This window comes from Paucisalibacillus globulus (assembly GCF_900184735.1).
Lineage (GTDB): Bacteria > Bacillota > Bacilli > Bacillales > Amphibacillaceae > Ornithinibacillus > Ornithinibacillus globulus_B.
The window spans coordinates 452,587-470,734 of record NZ_LT855386.1; the positions used below are offsets into that span (position 1 = coordinate 452,587).

The window sequence follows — 18,148 nt, forward strand, 5'->3', positions numbered from 1 at the left end:
CTAGAAACAGGAAGAAGGAAATAACATTATGAAAACGTATGACTTCTCTATAAATATTTGTTTCTTACATAATTGATAGAAACTGTGCGGTTACGACTGTCATGAATGGGCGTGGTGGTAATATACCGCTCCGGCAGAATACTCCGCTTTCCACGGGCACGGCCTCAGCCTCCTCGAGGAAAGATCGCCTCTCTAGGGGTCTTCGGACACGTGCTATTCCCGCAGGACAATGGTTTTCGGTGGGGCGAGTAATCGCAGTCCCAAGGAAGGCTTCGGCAGCATAATCATCGCACGAAGAAAATTGTTCTTTATTTTCGAGGAGTCTACGTATTCTGCCTGCGCTGGTTTAGTATTCTAATTATTGTTAGTTATTAATCATATTTTTGGATTTAAGTGGTTCTATTGCCCTTAATCACTTATTACTAGCGAAGGAAATACACGGAGACTCCTTGAAAAAGAAAATCACTTTTTCTTCGTGCGATGTATCGCTTTCGTAGCGTTCCTTGTCCTGCGGGAGGATAGGCATCGGTGAGACCCCGCAAGAGCAAAATAGGGGTTCAAAGGCTAGGAACGCCTCATCCTGAGGCAACGCCTTTGTGACCAACATCCTGTTGGCCCGTGGCTCACCAGTCGCCCCTTGCAGGCAGTAAAAGCGGAGTGTATTTCCGTAGCGGGTATGATGCTTCGTCCAAAATCCTTAGTTACCGCACGGTTTCAATCAACCATGATAATAAACTAAAACTAAAATAAACCAAGCCAGGTACCGATTGCTGCACCTAAATAATTACCGATAATATAGCCAAGGGTTCCAACAATCAATACTGGTGCAACTAGTTTACTCCAACCTTTTGAAATAGCCATCGCTGCCGCTGTTGTTGGTCCACCTATATTCGCATTACTTGCAAGGATAATTTCTTCCAGATTAAATTTAAATAACTTACCAAATCCGAATGAAATTACCATATTTAAACCAACCATGATAAACACTAATACAAATAATAACGGTGCGTTTTGTAAGATTACAGGAAGGGAAGCTGGAACACCGATCACAACAAAAAAGATATATATGAGGTATGTCCCTATCTCCTGCGCTCCATTAATCCTCTCAAAGAAGCCGGAAAAGATTGTTACAGCTAGTAAGGTGACCGTTGTAAGCATTAGGTAATTATCACCTAGAATTCCGTTCAGTGTGTTTAATATAACATTTACATTATCTCCTGATGGGATGAACTGTTTAAAAACTTCAGCTAACTTAAAAGAAATTGCGACAAGTACAAAAGCCGAACCTACTGCAAGCCCTATATCCATTAATGAGATTTCTTTACCCTTCCAATAAGATGCCGCTAAATTGTGATTGTCAGAAGAATTTTCAACCTCTTCCTGATATGGTGCACTATATCGTTTACGAAAAAAGGCTAAGGTTGGAATAACCATCAAGACTAAGAAATATAATGCCATCATTAAATTGTCGGCAACAACTGTTGAAGATATCAATTCTCCAGGAGTATCAAATCGAGCAGATAGTGCAACTAAATTCACGCTGCCACCTATATAAGAGCCCGTCATCATTCCAACAACTTTGTACAAATCTGGTATGAAGTCCTTTAACAAAAAGAAACCGACAATAGCCCCTACTACCGTTCCAATTGAACTAATGAGAAAAATCAGTAATAATCTACCACTTTCATTCCATATTTTTAATATATTAGACTTAAACAGCAATAATGGTATTGCAAGAGGAATGACATAACTCCAAACCGTGTCATATACAGGAGATTCAGTTGGAATGATATTAAAGTTTGCTAGGAGCATCGCGCCAACAAGTGCAATAATTGCACCAGATATTTTGGAAGCCCATTTGTATTTTTGTTCCAAATATATACTAACGGCAGCCCATCCAGCTAAAAATGCCCAAAGAACCCATATATCATCTGGTTGTATAAGTGCATAAATCATGAAAACTCTCCTTAGTATCAATAATATTAAATTATAACGCATATGTATTTTTACTGCTATTTTATCCTGTTATACTTTTGCTAACAAAAAAAGGTCAGTGATTACACCGACCTCCTTAAATTAATTTAACTATAGCGACTAATAATACCTCTTAACTTCTCTGCTATAAAAGTCGTACCTTGTTCCAGATCGCCATCTAAGAAAGTTACTCTTACAAAATTCTCATCCATTTCCAGTGCCTCCGCAAAAAGTCCACCAAGCCCTTTTGCTCGACGGTCAATTTGTAGAACAACCTCCACACGGTCTTCTTGCATAAAAAACATAGCTTCTAACTCATCTAGATCTCTGCGAAATTCATTACTTGGGTAAAACTCAAATTCTTGTACATAACGATGCTTACGTGAATACTCCATCTCGACCTTACGTAAATGAAATCCTAGGACATTTGTCAAAGCATCCAAAACAGTTTTCATATATGGATGTGGTGAAATTCTAACAAAATCTTTATCTGTTGGGTCTATAGCACTTGGTACGTCTAGACCGGTTTGCACCCAAACTTTTGTCCTTCCTAGTGTTGGTGGTGTATGTATAGGTAATCTAAATTGAAAATCTACTTCCTTAGTTTCACCTTCACGAATAGAAAAGGATTCCCCAACAACAAATGAACCAAGTACAACTTTTTCATAAACTTTACGATCGTCCTTTTCACGAACTGCTTCTGTCATGACAAATAAATTAATCTTTTCAATTTGTTGTTCTGCCCCTCCACCTTGAATCACTACTTTTCCACGTACTTCTTCACCCGGTAGAAGCTGATCACTTACTAGTTGTGTATCTACTTTTGCACTACCAATTCCAACACTCGCTAATAACTTCTTAAACATTCCCCATTCCCCCTTACTACATTTTATTAAAATACTTATTTCCATAATACAAAAATATTTTTCTTATAAAAACCCAAGAATAAAAAAATAGGTAGTTTAGCCCATAAGCCAAACCACCTATTTCTCATTAATTCTCTTTAATTTCTTTACGATTTTTCTTAAAGATTTTTGACAAAATCTCATAAACAATTGGAACAATGATTAAAGTTAAAAGGGTTGAACTTGCCAATCCACCAATAACCGTAATAGCAAGACCTTTTGAAATCAAACCACCACCGGCATTACCAAATAACATTGGTATTAAGGCACCAATAGTTGCAATTGCTGTCATAAGAATTGGACGAAGTCGTGTAGCGCCTGCTTCCAGTATTGCCTCTCGCATTCCCATTCCCTCATGTTCCATATGGATTATCCGATCAACTAGTACAATGGCATTCGTTACAACGATACCAATTAACATTAGTAATCCCATCATTACTGTAACTGAGATCGTTTCACCTGCAATTAGAAGTCCAACAAACGAACCAATAACCGCAAACGGTAAAGAGAAAAGAATGGCAAATGGTGCAAGACCCTCACCAAATGTTACAACTAGGATAAAGTAAACAATTAGCACAGCAGCAAGCATTGCAAAACCGAGTTGTGTAAATGTTTCTTCCATATCCGCGGTTACACCAGCCACTCCTGTTGTTACTCCTTTTGGAAACTCTAACTCACTAATCGCTTCATCTATTTCCGCTGAAGCCTTGGAAATATCATCACCAATTATTGTTCCAGAAACAGAGGCATAATACTCTCCTTCACTACGTGCAAGTGTATTCAGGGTTGACCCTTCTTCAACTTCTACAAGTTCAGAAAGTGCCATTGTTGTTCCTAATGCCGTCATTACTTCTGTTTCTAATAACTCATCAATTGATTTTGGCTCTTGTATCTGTTCATCGTGTTTTACTATTACATTTAGATCCTGACCATCTTTTTCAATTGTTGTTAGTATATCTTCAGAACGGTTTGGATTTAATAACATGACGATTTGACCAGTTGTTAAACCATATTGTAATAGTTCTTCTTGATCAACTTTAAATGTATATTCTACAAAAGATTCTTCCTTACTAGAAGATACATCTTTTAATCCGTCATTTCCATTCATCACTTCTTCTACCATCGAAACTGCTTCATTCAACTTATCTAAGTCTTCACTATAAAGTGTGTAACTTATTTCATTTGAAGAAAATGCCATGGCAGAGAAATTCTGACTCTTCCACTCCCCAGATTGCCCAATATTAAAGACATATTCCTCAATCTCTTCACGAACTTCTGGGAAATTCTCTGTATCAGGGTCGAAGATTAAGTACATTAATGCACCGCCTCCACCAACCATCATGGAAGCTTGTGGGTCATTTTCCGAAATCGATAATTGAACAATATCAATATCCTTACGTTTTAACATTTCTTCTTCAACTACTGACACGTTTTCTAGTGTCTCTTTTGGTAGTTCACCTGTTTCAGGAGTGTAGGTTAAATACATTACCTTCTCTTCTTCACTACCAAGGAAACTAAATCCAATCAATGGCATTAATGCTAAGCTACCGATTAACATAATGATCGCTATAGCAGATGTAATAATCTTATGGTTTAAAGTCCAGCGTAAAATTCCTTTATACCAATTAGCTAATTTACCAGCTTCTTTATGTTTGATTTCCTGTTTCTCACTATATAGTTTCTTTTTAAATAAGAAATGTGAGAGTGCTGGAACGATTGTAATCGCAACTAACAATGAACCACCTAATGCAAATGTCATGGTTAGAGCAAACGGTAAGAATAATTCACCGACCATTCCACCTACAAAGATTAGTGGAGCGAAGACAGCCACTGTCACTAATGTAGAAGAAGCGATTGGCTTAAACATTTCAAGAGTAGCTTCACGAACTAAAGCTCTACCATTTAACTTTTCTTCACGTAAATGTAATCGTCTATAAATATTTTCAACTACTACAATGGAGTCATCGATAACTCGCCCTATCGCCACGGTTATCGCACCTAGAGTCATAATGTTAAGTGTAATATCCATCCAATTTAATAACATTAACGCAATAAATATGGAAACCGGAATAGATATTACAGAAATAATTGTTGATTTAAAGTCACGCAAGAATAGTAGAATGATGAGTACTGCAATCAATCCACCAAAAACAGCTTTTTCTACCATGGTCGCAACTGATTCCTCGATTGGTTGTCCTTGGTCAAGGGAAATATCAACAACTAGCCCTTCAATATTTGCTTCTTCTTCCTTCATTAAATCTTTTACTTCATTTACTACGTCAACCGTATTCGCTTCTTGTCCTTTAACAACTTGAATTGCAATTGCATTCTCCCCATTAGTACGAGAAACCGATTGAACCTTACCAATAGTCTCAACAGAAGCAATCTCATTTAGTTTCACAAACGGAAGTGGTTGAGTCTCAGAAGGAGTAACTGGAATTAGCATGTCTTTTAAATCATTCTCTGACATGAATTTCCCATCAATTGCAACAGCTTGCTCTCCCTCTTCAAATTCGTATAGTCCTAAAGATATTGCCATGTCGCTTGCTTGAATCATTTGTTTAACATCATCTTCAGTTATACCGAGTTCTGTTAATCTCTCTTCATCATATCGTAATTCAATCTCTTCAATATGCTGACCGGTAATTGTTGCAGAAGCTACCCCATCTAATTTTTCAAGATTTGGAACGATAATCTCTTCAACTGTTGATGTTAATTCTACAATATCCTCTGTCTCACTACTTATACTAAGAGCAACAACTGGCATCATGTCCATACTTATAGACGTAATAGTTGGTGCCTCCACACTATCAGGAAGTGTCACATTATCAAGAGCAGAGTCAAGAGCTCTTTTTGCCTCGTCCATATCAATACCATAATCGTACTCAACTTGAATACTAGCCATATTGGCATATGAATTGGAATAAACTGCTTTAACATCTTCCAAATTCTCGACTGCTTTTTCTATTGGAATAGAAACCTCTTCCATAACCCTTTCAGGAGTTGCACCAGGATACACACCTGTTACCATTAAATATGGAATAGAGATATCCGGAATCATTTCTGTTTTCATACGAGAACCAGAATATATACCGGACACAATAATGATAATTGTTAACAGCCATACTGCTAGCTTGTTTTTAACTACAAAATTAACAAAACCTTTCACATTTACACCTACCCTAATTTGACATTACAAACTCATTTCTCTATACTAATGACTAATCGGTCATTTTGTCAACTGATTAGAAGAATTATTAGGAGAAACTTTACAATGAGTAAAAAGAAATTAATCATGGATAAATCTCTTGAATTATTTGCTAACCAAGGATTTGAAGCTACTTCTGTTCAACAAATAACAGACTATTGCGGAATTTCAAAGGGAGCTTTTTATTTATCATTTAAATCAAAGGACGAACTTATTATTGCGCTAATCGATCACTTTATGCAGCAGTTAGCAGCGGACATTGACTCTGCGGTCACAAGCTCAAATTCAGATGATATTTTGTATTACTTTTACCATACTAGCTTTCAATCATTCCAAAATCATGCCAATTTTGTAAAAATACTCCTGAATGAACAAACGCATACTTTTAATGATGCGTTACTAAACAAAATGCGCTATTACGATCGTAAAACAGATCAAACCATCCTGACTATGATTGAAAAAGTCTATGGTGAAGCAATAAACAATATTAAATTCGATTTGATTCTATCTATAAAAGGATTAATCAATGGTTATTCCGGTTATTTACTCTTCAATCGCATGGAATTTGATGTAGATCTGATATCTAGATCATTAGTTGAAAAAACGGATATACTTGCAAAGAATATTACCATGCCTTTTATTACGGAAGACAATGGAAAAATGTTTCAACAATTTCAAGAAGAAGAAGTTTCAGAGGACAATCTCCTGCAGTTAATTAATACAACAATCGATGAACTGGAGGATTCAATTGCAAAAGAGTCCCTACTATTACTAAAGGAACAAATTCGAACCCCGACATATCAACAAGCTATTGTTAAAGGATTAATTGAAAATATTAAAAACCTCTCACAATACAAATGGTTAACACATCTGCTAACTAAATACTTTAACATTAACTAATTAAGACACTTCAATATTGATTGAAGTGTTTTTTTACTACTCATGTTAATTCCGCCTCTAGACGGAGTAAAAACCCGCCTTAAGATTAATATCACTTAACTTCAATATGCTGTATAATAAATTCAGATAAGTTAAATAAGTATTATTAGGGGGGATTTTATGTTAAATAAGGCACTCATAGAAGATGTCCTTAATGCAGCATTAACTACTGGTGGCGATTTTTCAGAAGTCTTTGTAGAAGATCGATTTACGAATCGAATGAGTCTGCAAAGTAGTAAATTAGAAAAAAGTCTATCGGGGAGAGATTTTGGAGTCGGGATTCGTGTGTTCAAAGGGCTAAATAGTGTTTATGCCTATACGAATGACTTTTCAAAAGAAGGCCTATTACAGGCGGCAAACGCAGCATCACAAGCAATTCAAAGTACACCAGGAGAACATAACATTGTATTACCATTAGTGAAACAGACCGTTAATACGATACACCCTATCCACCTCATGCCTAACAGTGTGGAAAAAACACGTAAACTACAAGTCTTACGTAAAGCAGATCAAATCGTAAGAGACTATCACTCATCTATTTCACAAGCTATTATAGGGCTGTTAGAAGAAGAGCAGCATGTACTTATTGCCAACTCTGAAGGTACATACGTTGAAGATACCCGCGTCAGGAGTCGTCTTGTCGTAAATGCAATCGCATCCAATGAACATGATATGCAAACTGGATTCTACGGACCTGGGAGATATCAGGGATTTGAATTTATAGAAGAGTTAGATCTTGAACATTATGCTAAAGAAGCTTCTCGTATCGCAGTCACTATGTTACATGCTGATCCAGCTCCAAGTGGTAAATTCCCTGTGGTGATCGACAATGAATTTGGTGGCGTTATCTTTCATGAAGCATGTGGACACGGTTTAGAAGCTGCTGCTGTAGCTAAAAATAATTCAGTATTTGCTAACAAGGTAGGGGAAAAAGTCGCATCAGATTTAGTAACGTATATTGATGACGGGACCATTACAAACGAATGGGGATCTATTAATATTGACGACGAGGGTGAGAAAGCCCGTAAAAACGTACTAATAGAGAATGGTATTTTGAAAGGTTATCTAATTGATAAATTTAATGCACGTAGAATGAATGCTGAATCAACCGGATCTGGAAGAAGAGAATCTTATAAATTTGCTCCTACATCAAGAATGACGAATACGTATATTGCACCTGGTGAATCAACACCTGAAGAGATTATCGCCAATACTGAGTTTGGAATCTATGCGAAATATATGGGCGGTGGTTCTGTTAATCCAGCTACTGGGGATTATAACTTTGCTGTTAATGAAGCTTATCTTGTAAAAGACGGAAAGATTGATAAACCAATACGAGGTGCTACTTTAATCGGAAACGGAGCTAAAACCATACAGAAAGTAGATATGGTAGGAAATAATCTTGGTCATGGTGCAGGTATGTGTGGTGCTTCTAGTGGAAGTATTCCAGTCAATGTAGGGCAACCGATGTTACGTGTTAGTGAAATTACCGTTGGCGGAAAGGAGGCAAACTAAATGGAATTACTTACATTTCGTGATCAACTCTTTGCAGAAGGTGAAAAATTAGGTTTCACAGATCTAGAACTCTATTATGAAAAGCAATCAGGATTTGGTTGTCAAATCTATAAAGGAGAAATAGACGATTATCGTTCTTCAACCGTTAATGGAGTATCGGTTCGAGGTCTCTATAATGGTAAAATGGGCTATGCTTATACCGAAAAGCTAGATGAGGATTCTGTTTCGTTCCTCTTAGATAATATCAAGGAGAATTCAAGCTTAATTGAAGATGATCCTCAAGACTTATTTGAAGGAAATACAAACTATGAAAAAATAGATTTCTACTCTACTAGACTTTCAGAAATATCTATCGAAGAAAAAATTGATTTTCTTAAAAAAGTGGAGAAAAAAATCTATGATTATGATAAGAGAGTTGTACAAACTGATTATGCTGCTATTCAAGATCAATTAGTAGAAAAAGCTTTATTTAATAATAAAGGCCTTGCATTACAAGATCGTAATAACTTTTTATTTGTAGTATTCTCAGTAGTAGTAAAAGAAAACGATGAGATTAAGTCTGATTTTTACTTTAAATTAACAAAAGACTTACATTCATTAAACCCAGAAGATATTGCCAAGGAAGCAGTAGAAAAGAGTTTGAGCCATTTAGGCGGAAAATCATATTCAAATAAAACGTATCCGGTTATATTGAATAACTTTGCTGCTTCGAGTTTGTTGGCTACCTTCTCACCTTCTTTTTCGGCTAAGTCAGTTCAAGATAATCAATCTCGACTTAAAGGAAAGATAGATCACAAGATAGCCTCTAGTGTAGTAACTCTGGTTGATAATCCGCATTTACCTGATGGAATACGTAGTGGTACTTTTGATTCTGAGGGTGTCCCAACTAAACAATTAACCATTGTAGAGGATGGGGTTTTAAAGACGTATTTTCACAATTTAAAAACCGCTAATAAAGACGGGGTGGAACCAACCGGTCACGGACATAAATCATCCTACAAAGACTCAGTTGGTGTTAGTCCATCTAACTTTTATGTTGAACCAGGTAACAAGTCATACGAGGAATTATATGCCGGACTCGAAGAAGGAATTATCATTACAAGCTTAGCAGGACTTCATTCTGGAGCAAATCCAATTTCTGGTGACTTCTCTCTAGCAGCAGATGGGTTCTATGTCAAAGATGGCAAAATTGTTAGTCCAACAAACCAAATGACTATAGCTGGTAATTTCTTTGAATTAATGCAGGATATTGTAGATGTTGGTTCCGACCTAATTTTTTCTCCTATGGATTCTTATGGATACATTGGTTCCCCTTCATTAACAATAAAGGGATTAGCTGTTACAGTTGATTAAAGAAAAGGTAGCCTAACCGGCTACCTTTTACTTTTTCACTCGATATTCCATCCCATCCTTACTTCTATCAAGAAACTTATAATCAATTAAATACCTTCTAATCGTTGCAAAATCAAAATAAAAATCTTTGAGTAATTCATTTACCTCTTTTTCTGTGTATACCTTTTCTGAATTAAAACTATCTATTATATATTCTAAGATTATATACTTTCTTTTCTCTTTGCTTGGAAATGTATTTAGTTTCCCTTCACTAAGGTAAGATTTTATGACTTTTTCTCTTTCATTATCAGTGATATCAAACTTTATTGTCATCCTTCTCCCCCACTTTATTAATATTTAAGGCAGTACCCATGCAAATTCATCTTTTTCAAGCAGCTGATATAATTTGTTACTTCCCACAACTTTAAAAGAATCAACATCCCCGTAGTCAATTATTATAGCTTTCTCATAAACTGTTAGTTTAAAATCCGTATCTCCCTCTAATATCAAATCATAATAACTATCTTTATTCTTAATATCAACATCGCTAACACGAAGCTTTTCCGGCGATAATTCAGATAATAATTTAGAAATAATTCCATTATCTTCTAGGACAACTTCGCGCTTCTTTTCCATAATATCAAGGACATCTCTGGCATTTTCATTCCAAGAATAATTCACGATTTCGACTTGATCGATTGAATCAGGACTGAGTGTTTCTATTTCCTTCACAACCATTTTATACGGTTCCAAAGATTGATGTACAAAGAATATAGATCCAACAAATAGCACTAATGCACTACAAGTTAATACTAGTGTTAGTAGGTATTCTTTCTCTTCCCTTTCATGTTTATATTCCATGTAAGTTCGATAGCCAAATAGTATAACTAGATATCCCAAAAACAAGTACAATTCTGCTGATGTATAGTTCATATAAACCAAAATTATTATAATAACAAATCCCAAAAACAAAGTTCGTTCAACCCACTTATGGGCTTTACTATAATACCTAAGAGGAGCAAAGTCCTGTTGAATATTATACTTTTTCTTTAATATTGCACTAACGATAAACATAATTACCAGAACAACAATAGTAAAAATTAACATCTCATACCTCCAATACTTTCTGAATCTTATTAATAGTTTATCACAAAGGATTAAGTATGGCTTCAAGTAAGATAAATGGTACTATAAATACAAACGGCTGTAATTACAAAGTTTGTTACTATTGATTAGAAACTGCGCGGCTAATAATTTTTATTTGGGAGCACCTAACCCCGCTACGGAAATACACTCCGCTTTCCGCGGGCGGCTGGTGAGCCTCCTCGCGCTATCGCACTGCGGGGTCTCACCGATGCCTATCCTCCCGCAGGAGTCTCCGTGTATTTCCCTCGCTAGTAAGAGTTCATATATTAGCACTATTTCTAAAGGTCATAATTTAACAAATAACTATAATTAGAAGACTCGACTAGCGTAGGCAGAATACGTAGACTCCTACGGGAATAGCACGTGTCCGAAGACCCCGCAGAGGCGATCTTTCCTCGAGGAGGCTGAGGCCGTGCCCGTGGAAAGCGGAGTATTCTGCCGGAGCGGTAGCATAAATTCTCACCAGTTCTAATAAAGTTTACCGTGCAGTTTCTATCTACTATTTGTTAAAAGTAACTAACCGAATAACAACAATCTTTATTAAACAGTCAAACAAACAGATGTGAAAAAGGATGATGTATGATGACAATTACTGAAGGATTTGTTCAAGTAACTGGAGGGAAAGTATGGTATCAACGTCATGATAAAAATACGAATAATGCACCAGTCATTGTGCTACATGGCGGACCAGGCTCATCACATTGGTCACTACAAGGATTGAAGGAATTAGCGGAAGTTACACCGGTTATTCTATATGATCAATTAGGATGTGGAAATTCAGATCGCCCAAACGATACGACTCTTTGGAATATTGACCGCTTTGTGGAAGAAGTAAGACAATTAAAAGATGGGCTTGGACTAAATGAATTCCACCTTTTAGGTCATTCATGGGGTACAACACTTGCGGCAGCTTATTATCTTAAATATCCAGAAGGTGTTCAAAGCATCATTTTCTCTAGCCCATGTTTAAGTGCTCCTAGATGGGCTGAAGATCAAAAGAGAAATCTAAAGAAACTTCCGATAGAAATTCAACAAACTATTGAAGAGTGTGAAAAAAAGGGGAATACAGATTCTGACGCATACAAAGAAGCAACAAAAATCTTTAACAACCATTTTGTATGTCGACTATCAGAATTAAAAAGACCTCCCTTTCTAAAAGAAGGATCAAAATATAAAAACTCTGAAGTATATAATATTATGTGGGGTGCATCAGAGTTTGATGTAGCAGGTAACTTAAAGAACTTCGATTGCACACAGGAACTACATGAGATAGAAGTGCCAACTCTATATACTTGTGGTAGATATGACGAAGCTACACCGGAGTCTACAGAGTATTTTAGTAGTTTAACACCTAATAGCAAGTTTCATATTTTTGAGAAGAGTGCTCACATGCCATATATTGAAGAAACGGATGAATTCATGAAGATCATGAAATATTTCCTATCATCTAATGCTTTATAAGTATTAGAAGAATATCTAAAGACATGGTGGAACTAGTATAAGATTAGTTCCACCTCATTTAGATATTCAACGACTTCTTAACTTACTCGATTATAAATTAGCTAATTAAATTTTATTATATTATTTTGCCAAGTATGTGATTAATCCTGGCAACCAGTCTTGAAGATTTGTAAATTGAAACCCATGATTTTCTGCTCTCTTGTTATTTAATGTCCAAGTTTCTGTAATAGCATAAGGAGATTCTAACTGTTCAGAGGTAACCGCCAACTCATGCCCTGTCTTATCGGATATCAATTTAACCAACTCTCCCATTGTAATGAATCCATTTGCACATACATTAATAGGACCAGTAATATCAATGTCTGCAACCCAAGTTAAAAACTCCCCTGCTTCTTTTTGATGCACAAAACACATTTCAGCTTCAAGATTTGGGAAATAAACCTGCTTACCTTCTTTTGCACTATTTACATAATGTAGTAATCTTTCGGTGTAATCATGTTCACCAAGTACAATGGGGATGCGCATTGCCACTACTGGTACGGTTGTCTTTTGGAAAAAGTATGCTTCCGCTTGTCTTTTTCCCTCTTGATAAGATACTTCCTGTCGGTCTACCATTTTTAGCTCATATGAATATGAATCAAATACTTCCTCATCCATATTTACTCCGTAATCATAGACTGATAATGTTGAAGTGAAAACGTAGCGTTTCATTTTCCCTACTAAAGCTTGTGCGATTATTTCTGCATCGTTGGATGAAAAACATAACTGGTCAAACACTACATCCCATTCCTTGTCTTTAACGGCATTTTCTACAGATGCTTTGTCAAATCTATCAACCTTTAGTCGTTCCACTTTGTCTCCGAATGGATCACCACTGTTTTGCCTAGTAGCAACCGTTACCTTTATCCCTTTTTCTAATAATGCCTCTACCAGATTCACACCAAAAAACCTCGTACCACCAAATACTAATGCTGTTTTCATTTAGAATCTCTCCCCCTTTATTTTTATATTTTATCATGGACAAATAATAAAATAACTAACTATTTGGCATCGATAATAATCCCATAGCACGAAACGAACGGTTATCTAATAGATAAAAAAGAAAAACTCCTTATTATTCAGGAGTTTAACTTATCTTTTTACTTTTAAATCCTTGAACAGAAAGTTGCTGTTTAAAGGTTTCAAGCTTCTTTCTACTCTTCCCATTTACATTACTAGCATAAGCATATTCTCTTAATTCCTTCATCTTTTCTTCCACTAACAATCTATTTATATCATAATACATGTTATTTCCTCCCTTGGTTTTCTTACTATTATCATACTCACTTTGAACACCCATAACCTCGGGACCGCGACTGATTTTTTCACACAAAAAATCCCTACTATTACTGTAGGGATTTTCAGACTTAAGACTGAAACCAAGTTTTAATTACATGTTTTCTACTGTTATTTGTTGTTCTACATTTCTTTTTCTTCCTTGAAACGATTGTTGTATGTTAAACAACACTAGAACAATAATAAGTAATACAGCACATGAAATATACAACACTTGGAAATTAAACATCGCAACAATCATTCCAAGTACATAAGATCCTGTCGCAATACCAATGTCCCAGAAGATATAAAAAGTAGCTGTTGCATGACCACTTCTTCCTGGTCCACCTGCTTGGATACACATAGTTTGAAAGCTTGGAAGTAGAGATCCACTTCCTAAACCAATTACACCAGCCGCAACTAAGAACATCCAAGGAGAAGTAGAAAATCCTAACATTACTAAACCAATACTAAAGATTATTAAACAGGGAAGGATTACATATTTCGGTCCTTTTACATCAAATAATTGACCAAGTGATGGGCGAGCTAATATCATCACTACCGCAAACACAACAAAGAAATAACTTGCAACACTTGCTAAATTGTTTGCTTCCGCAAATACACTAACATAAGATAAGATACTAGAATATGAAATTCCAACAAATAAGCTAATAAAGGCAATTGGTAAAGCCTTCACTTCGATCAAGTTATTAATGGTAAACTTCTTCTTTGTTTCTTTTGGTGCTGGGAAAACAACTTTTGGTACCTTCACTTGAATCGCACACACGACACTGATTAATATAATGAAACTAATAAGAATAAATAATGATTTAAATGAAATAAATTGAATTAGAGTTAACCCTAAAAATGGACCTACTACCATTGCTATATTAGTCGCCATTGCAAAATACCCTAAGCCTGCACCTTTTCGTTCATTTGGGACAACATCAGCCGCAATTGCACTAACAACTGTTGTTAGTACACCAAAAGATAGTCCATGAAGGAATCTAAGTATCATTAATCCCATAAAACTATCAACCATAAAATAAAAAAACATGGTACCTGTAAACAAGCCCGTGCTCCACATTAATGTTCTTTTTTTACCCACTTTTTCAATCAGACCACCTGATATTGGTCTCATGATAATGGCAGCAATTAGCATAACCGTTACCACTAATCCGCCTTCTGCTTCTGTACCACCTAATTCTTTCAATACATATATAGGTAGCGTTGTAAGTAATGTATAAAAGCCGATAAATATAATAAATTGAACCAATGAAATATTAATGAAATCCTTAGTCCAAATCTTACCTTTTTGATGAGTCATGCTGTTATTTCTCCTCTATTCTATTTTTAAAAGCATCTCAAATAATGCTTCTTTTTCCTTTTCTGATAAGTTAATGAGTATTTCTTCATCATGAATAGAAACTGTATTCTCAATCTCCTTATATTTTTCTTTTGCCTCTTTCGTTAATTCAATGTAACGTTCACGACGGTCTTGACCTTCTACTCTGCTAACCCAGCCATTCTCTTCCATTCGTTTTACTGTTCTTGTTATGGTTGGAGCATTGACATGAAAATAATTCATAATCTCTTTTTGTGTCTTTGTACCATTTTTATATAGATAGTACATAATGGAGCATTGCGAATTATATAAACCATGTTCTTGTAATCTTTCATTTAACTTTTTGTTTATATACCGAACACGTTGATTTAATAAATGTAGCAAATCCTGATTAAGCATGTTAACCTCCAAATAGTTACCTAGGTAAGTATTTTACAATATTACCTATATTACACGTTTCCCTTCCTCTTGTAAAGTAGTTCTGGTGTAATGAAAGTTTATTTCTAATAGTATTACAGGGTAGTCTTTTGTATTTCAACAAAACTAGTCCTTTTTCTCAACACAATGTGACAACCTTTATATGTAATATCTGATATTATGGTGAAAATAATGAATAATTAGAGTTGGGAGAGGCGACATGGAGAGAATTTTTGGACCATTTAGAATAGATACGGACTTTTCTGATAGACAACAATCGATTATTGCTGAACAACAGAAGGATGACATATGTTTTTATCGTTTTATCGGTGGAAATCCAAGCGAGACACAAGAGCTACCCAAACAACTCCAATCACTAAGGGAAAGAAAACCCCTTCTAATTGGCGTCTTTCGATTTCCATTTCGATTTGAAGGTAAAAGAAGACAAATGACAGCTAGAGAGCAGTATTTTATAATGAAAGAATTCTGTGATGCGGTCATTTTCTTTGACAGTGAAGGACTGATGGAAACTATTGATCCATCAACACCAATCCATGAAGCAAGAGAAGTATTTGATACAATTGAAGAACTAACAATAAAAGCGCTAAGGGAAATGATTGACGAAACCGGTAAAGTAAATATAGATTATCAAGATGTTAAGGCATTTATTTATCAGAATAGATGTCCTTTATTCTTACATACTATTGAAGGAAGAAATTTTGATGAACCGTTAAAACATTTAATTCAAACACCATATTTACCAACTGACTTTACCGAGGCTGAACAACTTATCCTAAATATTGGATACACACGAGATGTAGACATGGAAACATTTAGACAAATCAACTTACGACTAAATGATTTATTCGATAAAGCAGAGTTATTTAAGATAGGTTCTTATTTTATGGACGAGCCTGGACAGCGGTTCAAAATCACAATGCTTGTAAATGGGCTGAGTGATCCGGTTAAAATGCCTGAAGAAGAAAAGAATAAGCCTTCTTCAAGTAAATATAGAAATTTTATTCGGAAATGGTTGGTAGAAAATCGTTAGAATACCTAAAAAATTCGTTACGTATTGTTAGATTTATTTTAGTTGAACCCTAAATCCTTATACATTTTTTGTATATAACCGTTCAAACTAATGTTCAAGGAGGGATTCTCAAAATGAAAGATAAAAAGAAAAAACATAAAAGCAAAAAGGAACTTAACGAGATGAAAGGTAAGGTAAGATACCCTAAAAACAGACAATAATACGGATGGACAGTTCCCTTAAGAGGACTGTCCATTTTATTGTAACCCCTTTCAATTTACAGAATAAATTTTCTTTTTAGTGTTCGTTCAATGTTATAGTAGAATAGCATTAATTTATTCATTCAAAAGGAAAGAAGGGGAAATTATGAAAAATATAAAGTTTGGTTTGTTAACAAGAATTATTGTCGCAATTGTACTAGGTATTATTATAGGATCCATTTCTAACGAATGGTTTATACAGCTTTTTGCAACCTTTAATGGTATTTTTGGTAATTTCCTAAGTTTTATTATTCCTTTTATCATTATCGGTTTTATCACACCCGGAATTGGTACTCTCGGTAAAGGAGCAGGTAAGCTATTAGGTTTGAGTGCGTTCTTGGCATATGGCTCTACATTAGTAGGTGGTTTAATCGCATATATAGTAGCAAAATCTCTTTACCCTACACTGTTAAACGGACAATCATTAACAAATTTTGCTGATCCTACCGAAGGATTAAGTGAGCCTTTCCTCACTATTTCAATGGTCCCACCTATGGAAGTTGTATCAGCATTAATCCTTTCCTTTGTAGTCGGCATTGGTCTTGCTGCCATAAAAGGAGACAAGCTCTTAAATGTCTTTTTAGATTTTAGGGGAATCGTGGAATTAGTTATAGAAAAGGTTATTATTCCACTTCTTCCTTTCCATATCTTCGGAATCTTTGCTAACATGACACATACTGGTCAGGTAGCAACCATTCTAAGTGTCTTTTCAAAAGTAATGGTTATGATTATTATTCTTCATATTGTATATCTAATCTTACAATATTCTGTTGCAGGTTCGATTAGTAAACAAAACCCAATTGGTATGTTAAAGACAATGTCACCAGCATACTTTACTGCTTTGGGAACCCAATCATCTGCAGCAACTATTCCTGTAACCCTTACACATGCAAAGAAATTAAAAATGAAAGATAGTATTGCCGATTTTACTATTCCATTATTTGCGAATATCCATCTATCTGGAAGTACGATAACATTGGTTAGTTGCTCATTAGCAGTTATGTTTTTACATGGTGAATCTGCTACGATAGGAACATACCTACCTTTTATTTTCATGTTAGGAATTACCATGGTTGCAGCACCTGGTGTACCAGGAGGGGCTGTAATGGCAGCTATAGGTTTACTAGAGAGTATGCTGGGATTTAGTCCAGCTATGGTATCTCTAATGATTGCGTTGTATCTAGCACAAGATAGTCTCGGAACTGCTTGTAATGTTACTGGTGATGGTGCCATTACATCCATTGTCAATACAGTTTATAAAAGATAACAATAGAACTAAAATGGTGAAATTTCTACAAAAAG

General features: G+C 35.5%; 15 protein-coding genes. 6 read left to right on the forward strand and 9 right to left on the reverse strand.

Annotation, left to right across the window (positions count from 1 at the left end; all coding sequences use genetic code 11):
- Positions 1 to 741: 741 nt before the first annotated feature.
- The 3 genes from BN999_RS04325 to BN999_RS04335 form a co-directional block, all read right to left on the reverse strand.
- Entirely contained in the window at positions 742 to 1,956 is a 1,215-nt protein-coding gene (locus BN999_RS04325) for a DUF819 family protein (protein WP_096270151.1), read from the reverse strand.
- Positions 1,957 to 2,081: 125 nt separating this feature from the next.
- On the reverse strand, positions 2,082 to 2,840 hold the full coding sequence (locus tag BN999_RS04330) for a sporulation protein (protein WP_096270152.1): 759 nt from the start codon (positions 2,838 to 2,840) through the stop codon (positions 2,082 to 2,084).
- Between the two features lie 127 nt (positions 2,841 to 2,967).
- Complete coding sequence (locus BN999_RS04335; RefSeq protein WP_096270153.1) at positions 2,968 to 6,048, reverse strand: efflux RND transporter permease subunit; 3,081 nt, start codon at positions 6,046 to 6,048, stop codon at positions 2,968 to 2,970.
- 105 nt (positions 6,049 to 6,153) lie between these two features.
- Between BN999_RS04335 and BN999_RS04340 the strand changes: the two genes are divergently transcribed.
- From BN999_RS04340 to BN999_RS04350, 3 genes are all read left to right on the forward strand, one after another.
- Entirely contained in the window at positions 6,154 to 6,987 is an 834-nt protein-coding gene (locus tag BN999_RS04340) for a TetR/AcrR family transcriptional regulator (RefSeq protein WP_096270154.1), read from the forward strand.
- A 159-nt stretch (positions 6,988 to 7,146) separates the two neighbouring features.
- Complete coding sequence (locus BN999_RS04345) at positions 7,147 to 8,541, forward strand: TldD/PmbA family protein (RefSeq protein ID WP_096270155.1); 1,395 nt, start codon at positions 7,147 to 7,149, stop codon at positions 8,539 to 8,541.
- A complete protein-coding gene (locus tag BN999_RS04350; RefSeq protein WP_096270156.1) occupies positions 8,542 to 9,894 on the forward strand; it encodes a TldD/PmbA family protein in 1,353 nt (450 codons plus the stop codon). It abuts the gene before it with no gap.
- Between the two features lie 27 nt (positions 9,895 to 9,921).
- Here BN999_RS04350 and BN999_RS04355 read toward each other — a convergent pair whose 3' ends face one another.
- Positions 9,922 to 10,206 carry a DUF2087 domain-containing protein gene (locus BN999_RS04355; RefSeq protein ID WP_096270157.1) on the reverse strand — a complete coding sequence of 95 codons (285 nt, stop codon included), beginning with the start codon at positions 10,204 to 10,206 and terminating at the stop codon, positions 9,922 to 9,924.
- A 24-nt stretch (positions 10,207 to 10,230) separates the two neighbouring features.
- A complete protein-coding gene (locus tag BN999_RS04360) occupies positions 10,231 to 10,980 on the reverse strand; it encodes a DUF4181 domain-containing protein (RefSeq protein ID WP_096270158.1) in 750 nt (249 codons plus the stop codon).
- A gap of 621 nt (positions 10,981 to 11,601) precedes the next feature.
- On the opposite strand from BN999_RS04360, the gene BN999_RS04365 reads away from it, so the two are divergent.
- On the forward strand, positions 11,602 to 12,480 hold the full coding sequence (locus BN999_RS04365) for a proline iminopeptidase-family hydrolase (protein WP_096270159.1): 879 nt from the start codon (positions 11,602 to 11,604) through the stop codon (positions 12,478 to 12,480).
- Between the two features lie 120 nt (positions 12,481 to 12,600).
- Here the strand turns inward: BN999_RS04365 and BN999_RS04370 are convergent, their stop codons facing one another.
- The 4 genes from BN999_RS04370 to BN999_RS04380 form a co-directional block, all read right to left on the reverse strand.
- On the reverse strand, positions 12,601 to 13,461 hold the full coding sequence (locus BN999_RS04370; protein WP_096270160.1) for an NAD-dependent epimerase/dehydratase family protein: 861 nt from the start codon (positions 13,459 to 13,461) through the stop codon (positions 12,601 to 12,603).
- A 145-nt stretch (positions 13,462 to 13,606) separates the two neighbouring features.
- Positions 13,607 to 13,765, reverse strand: a complete 159-nt coding sequence (locus BN999_RS20500; protein WP_176481869.1) for a hypothetical protein — start codon at positions 13,763 to 13,765, stop codon at positions 13,607 to 13,609.
- Between the two features lie 144 nt (positions 13,766 to 13,909).
- Positions 13,910 to 15,121: an MFS transporter gene (locus tag BN999_RS04375; RefSeq protein ID WP_096270161.1), complete on the reverse strand. Its 1,212-nt coding sequence runs from the start codon at positions 15,119 to 15,121 to the stop codon at positions 13,910 to 13,912.
- A 15-nt stretch (positions 15,122 to 15,136) separates the two neighbouring features.
- Positions 15,137 to 15,538: a MarR family winged helix-turn-helix transcriptional regulator gene (locus BN999_RS04380; RefSeq protein WP_096270162.1), complete on the reverse strand. Its 402-nt coding sequence runs from the start codon at positions 15,536 to 15,538 to the stop codon at positions 15,137 to 15,139.
- Between the two features lie 238 nt (positions 15,539 to 15,776).
- Here BN999_RS04380 and BN999_RS04385 point away from each other — a divergent pair, with 238 nt between their 5' ends.
- Together BN999_RS04385 and BN999_RS04390 are read left to right on the forward strand one after the other, a co-directional pair.
- Positions 15,777 to 16,607, forward strand: a complete 831-nt coding sequence (locus BN999_RS04385; RefSeq protein ID WP_096270163.1) for a cell division protein FtsZ — start codon at positions 15,777 to 15,779, stop codon at positions 16,605 to 16,607.
- A 345-nt stretch (positions 16,608 to 16,952) separates the two neighbouring features.
- Positions 16,953 to 18,113 carry a dicarboxylate/amino acid:cation symporter gene (locus tag BN999_RS04390; RefSeq protein WP_096270164.1) on the forward strand — a complete coding sequence of 387 codons (1,161 nt, stop codon included), beginning with the start codon at positions 16,953 to 16,955 and terminating at the stop codon, positions 18,111 to 18,113.
- The last annotated feature ends 35 nt before the right edge of the window (positions 18,114 to 18,148 follow it).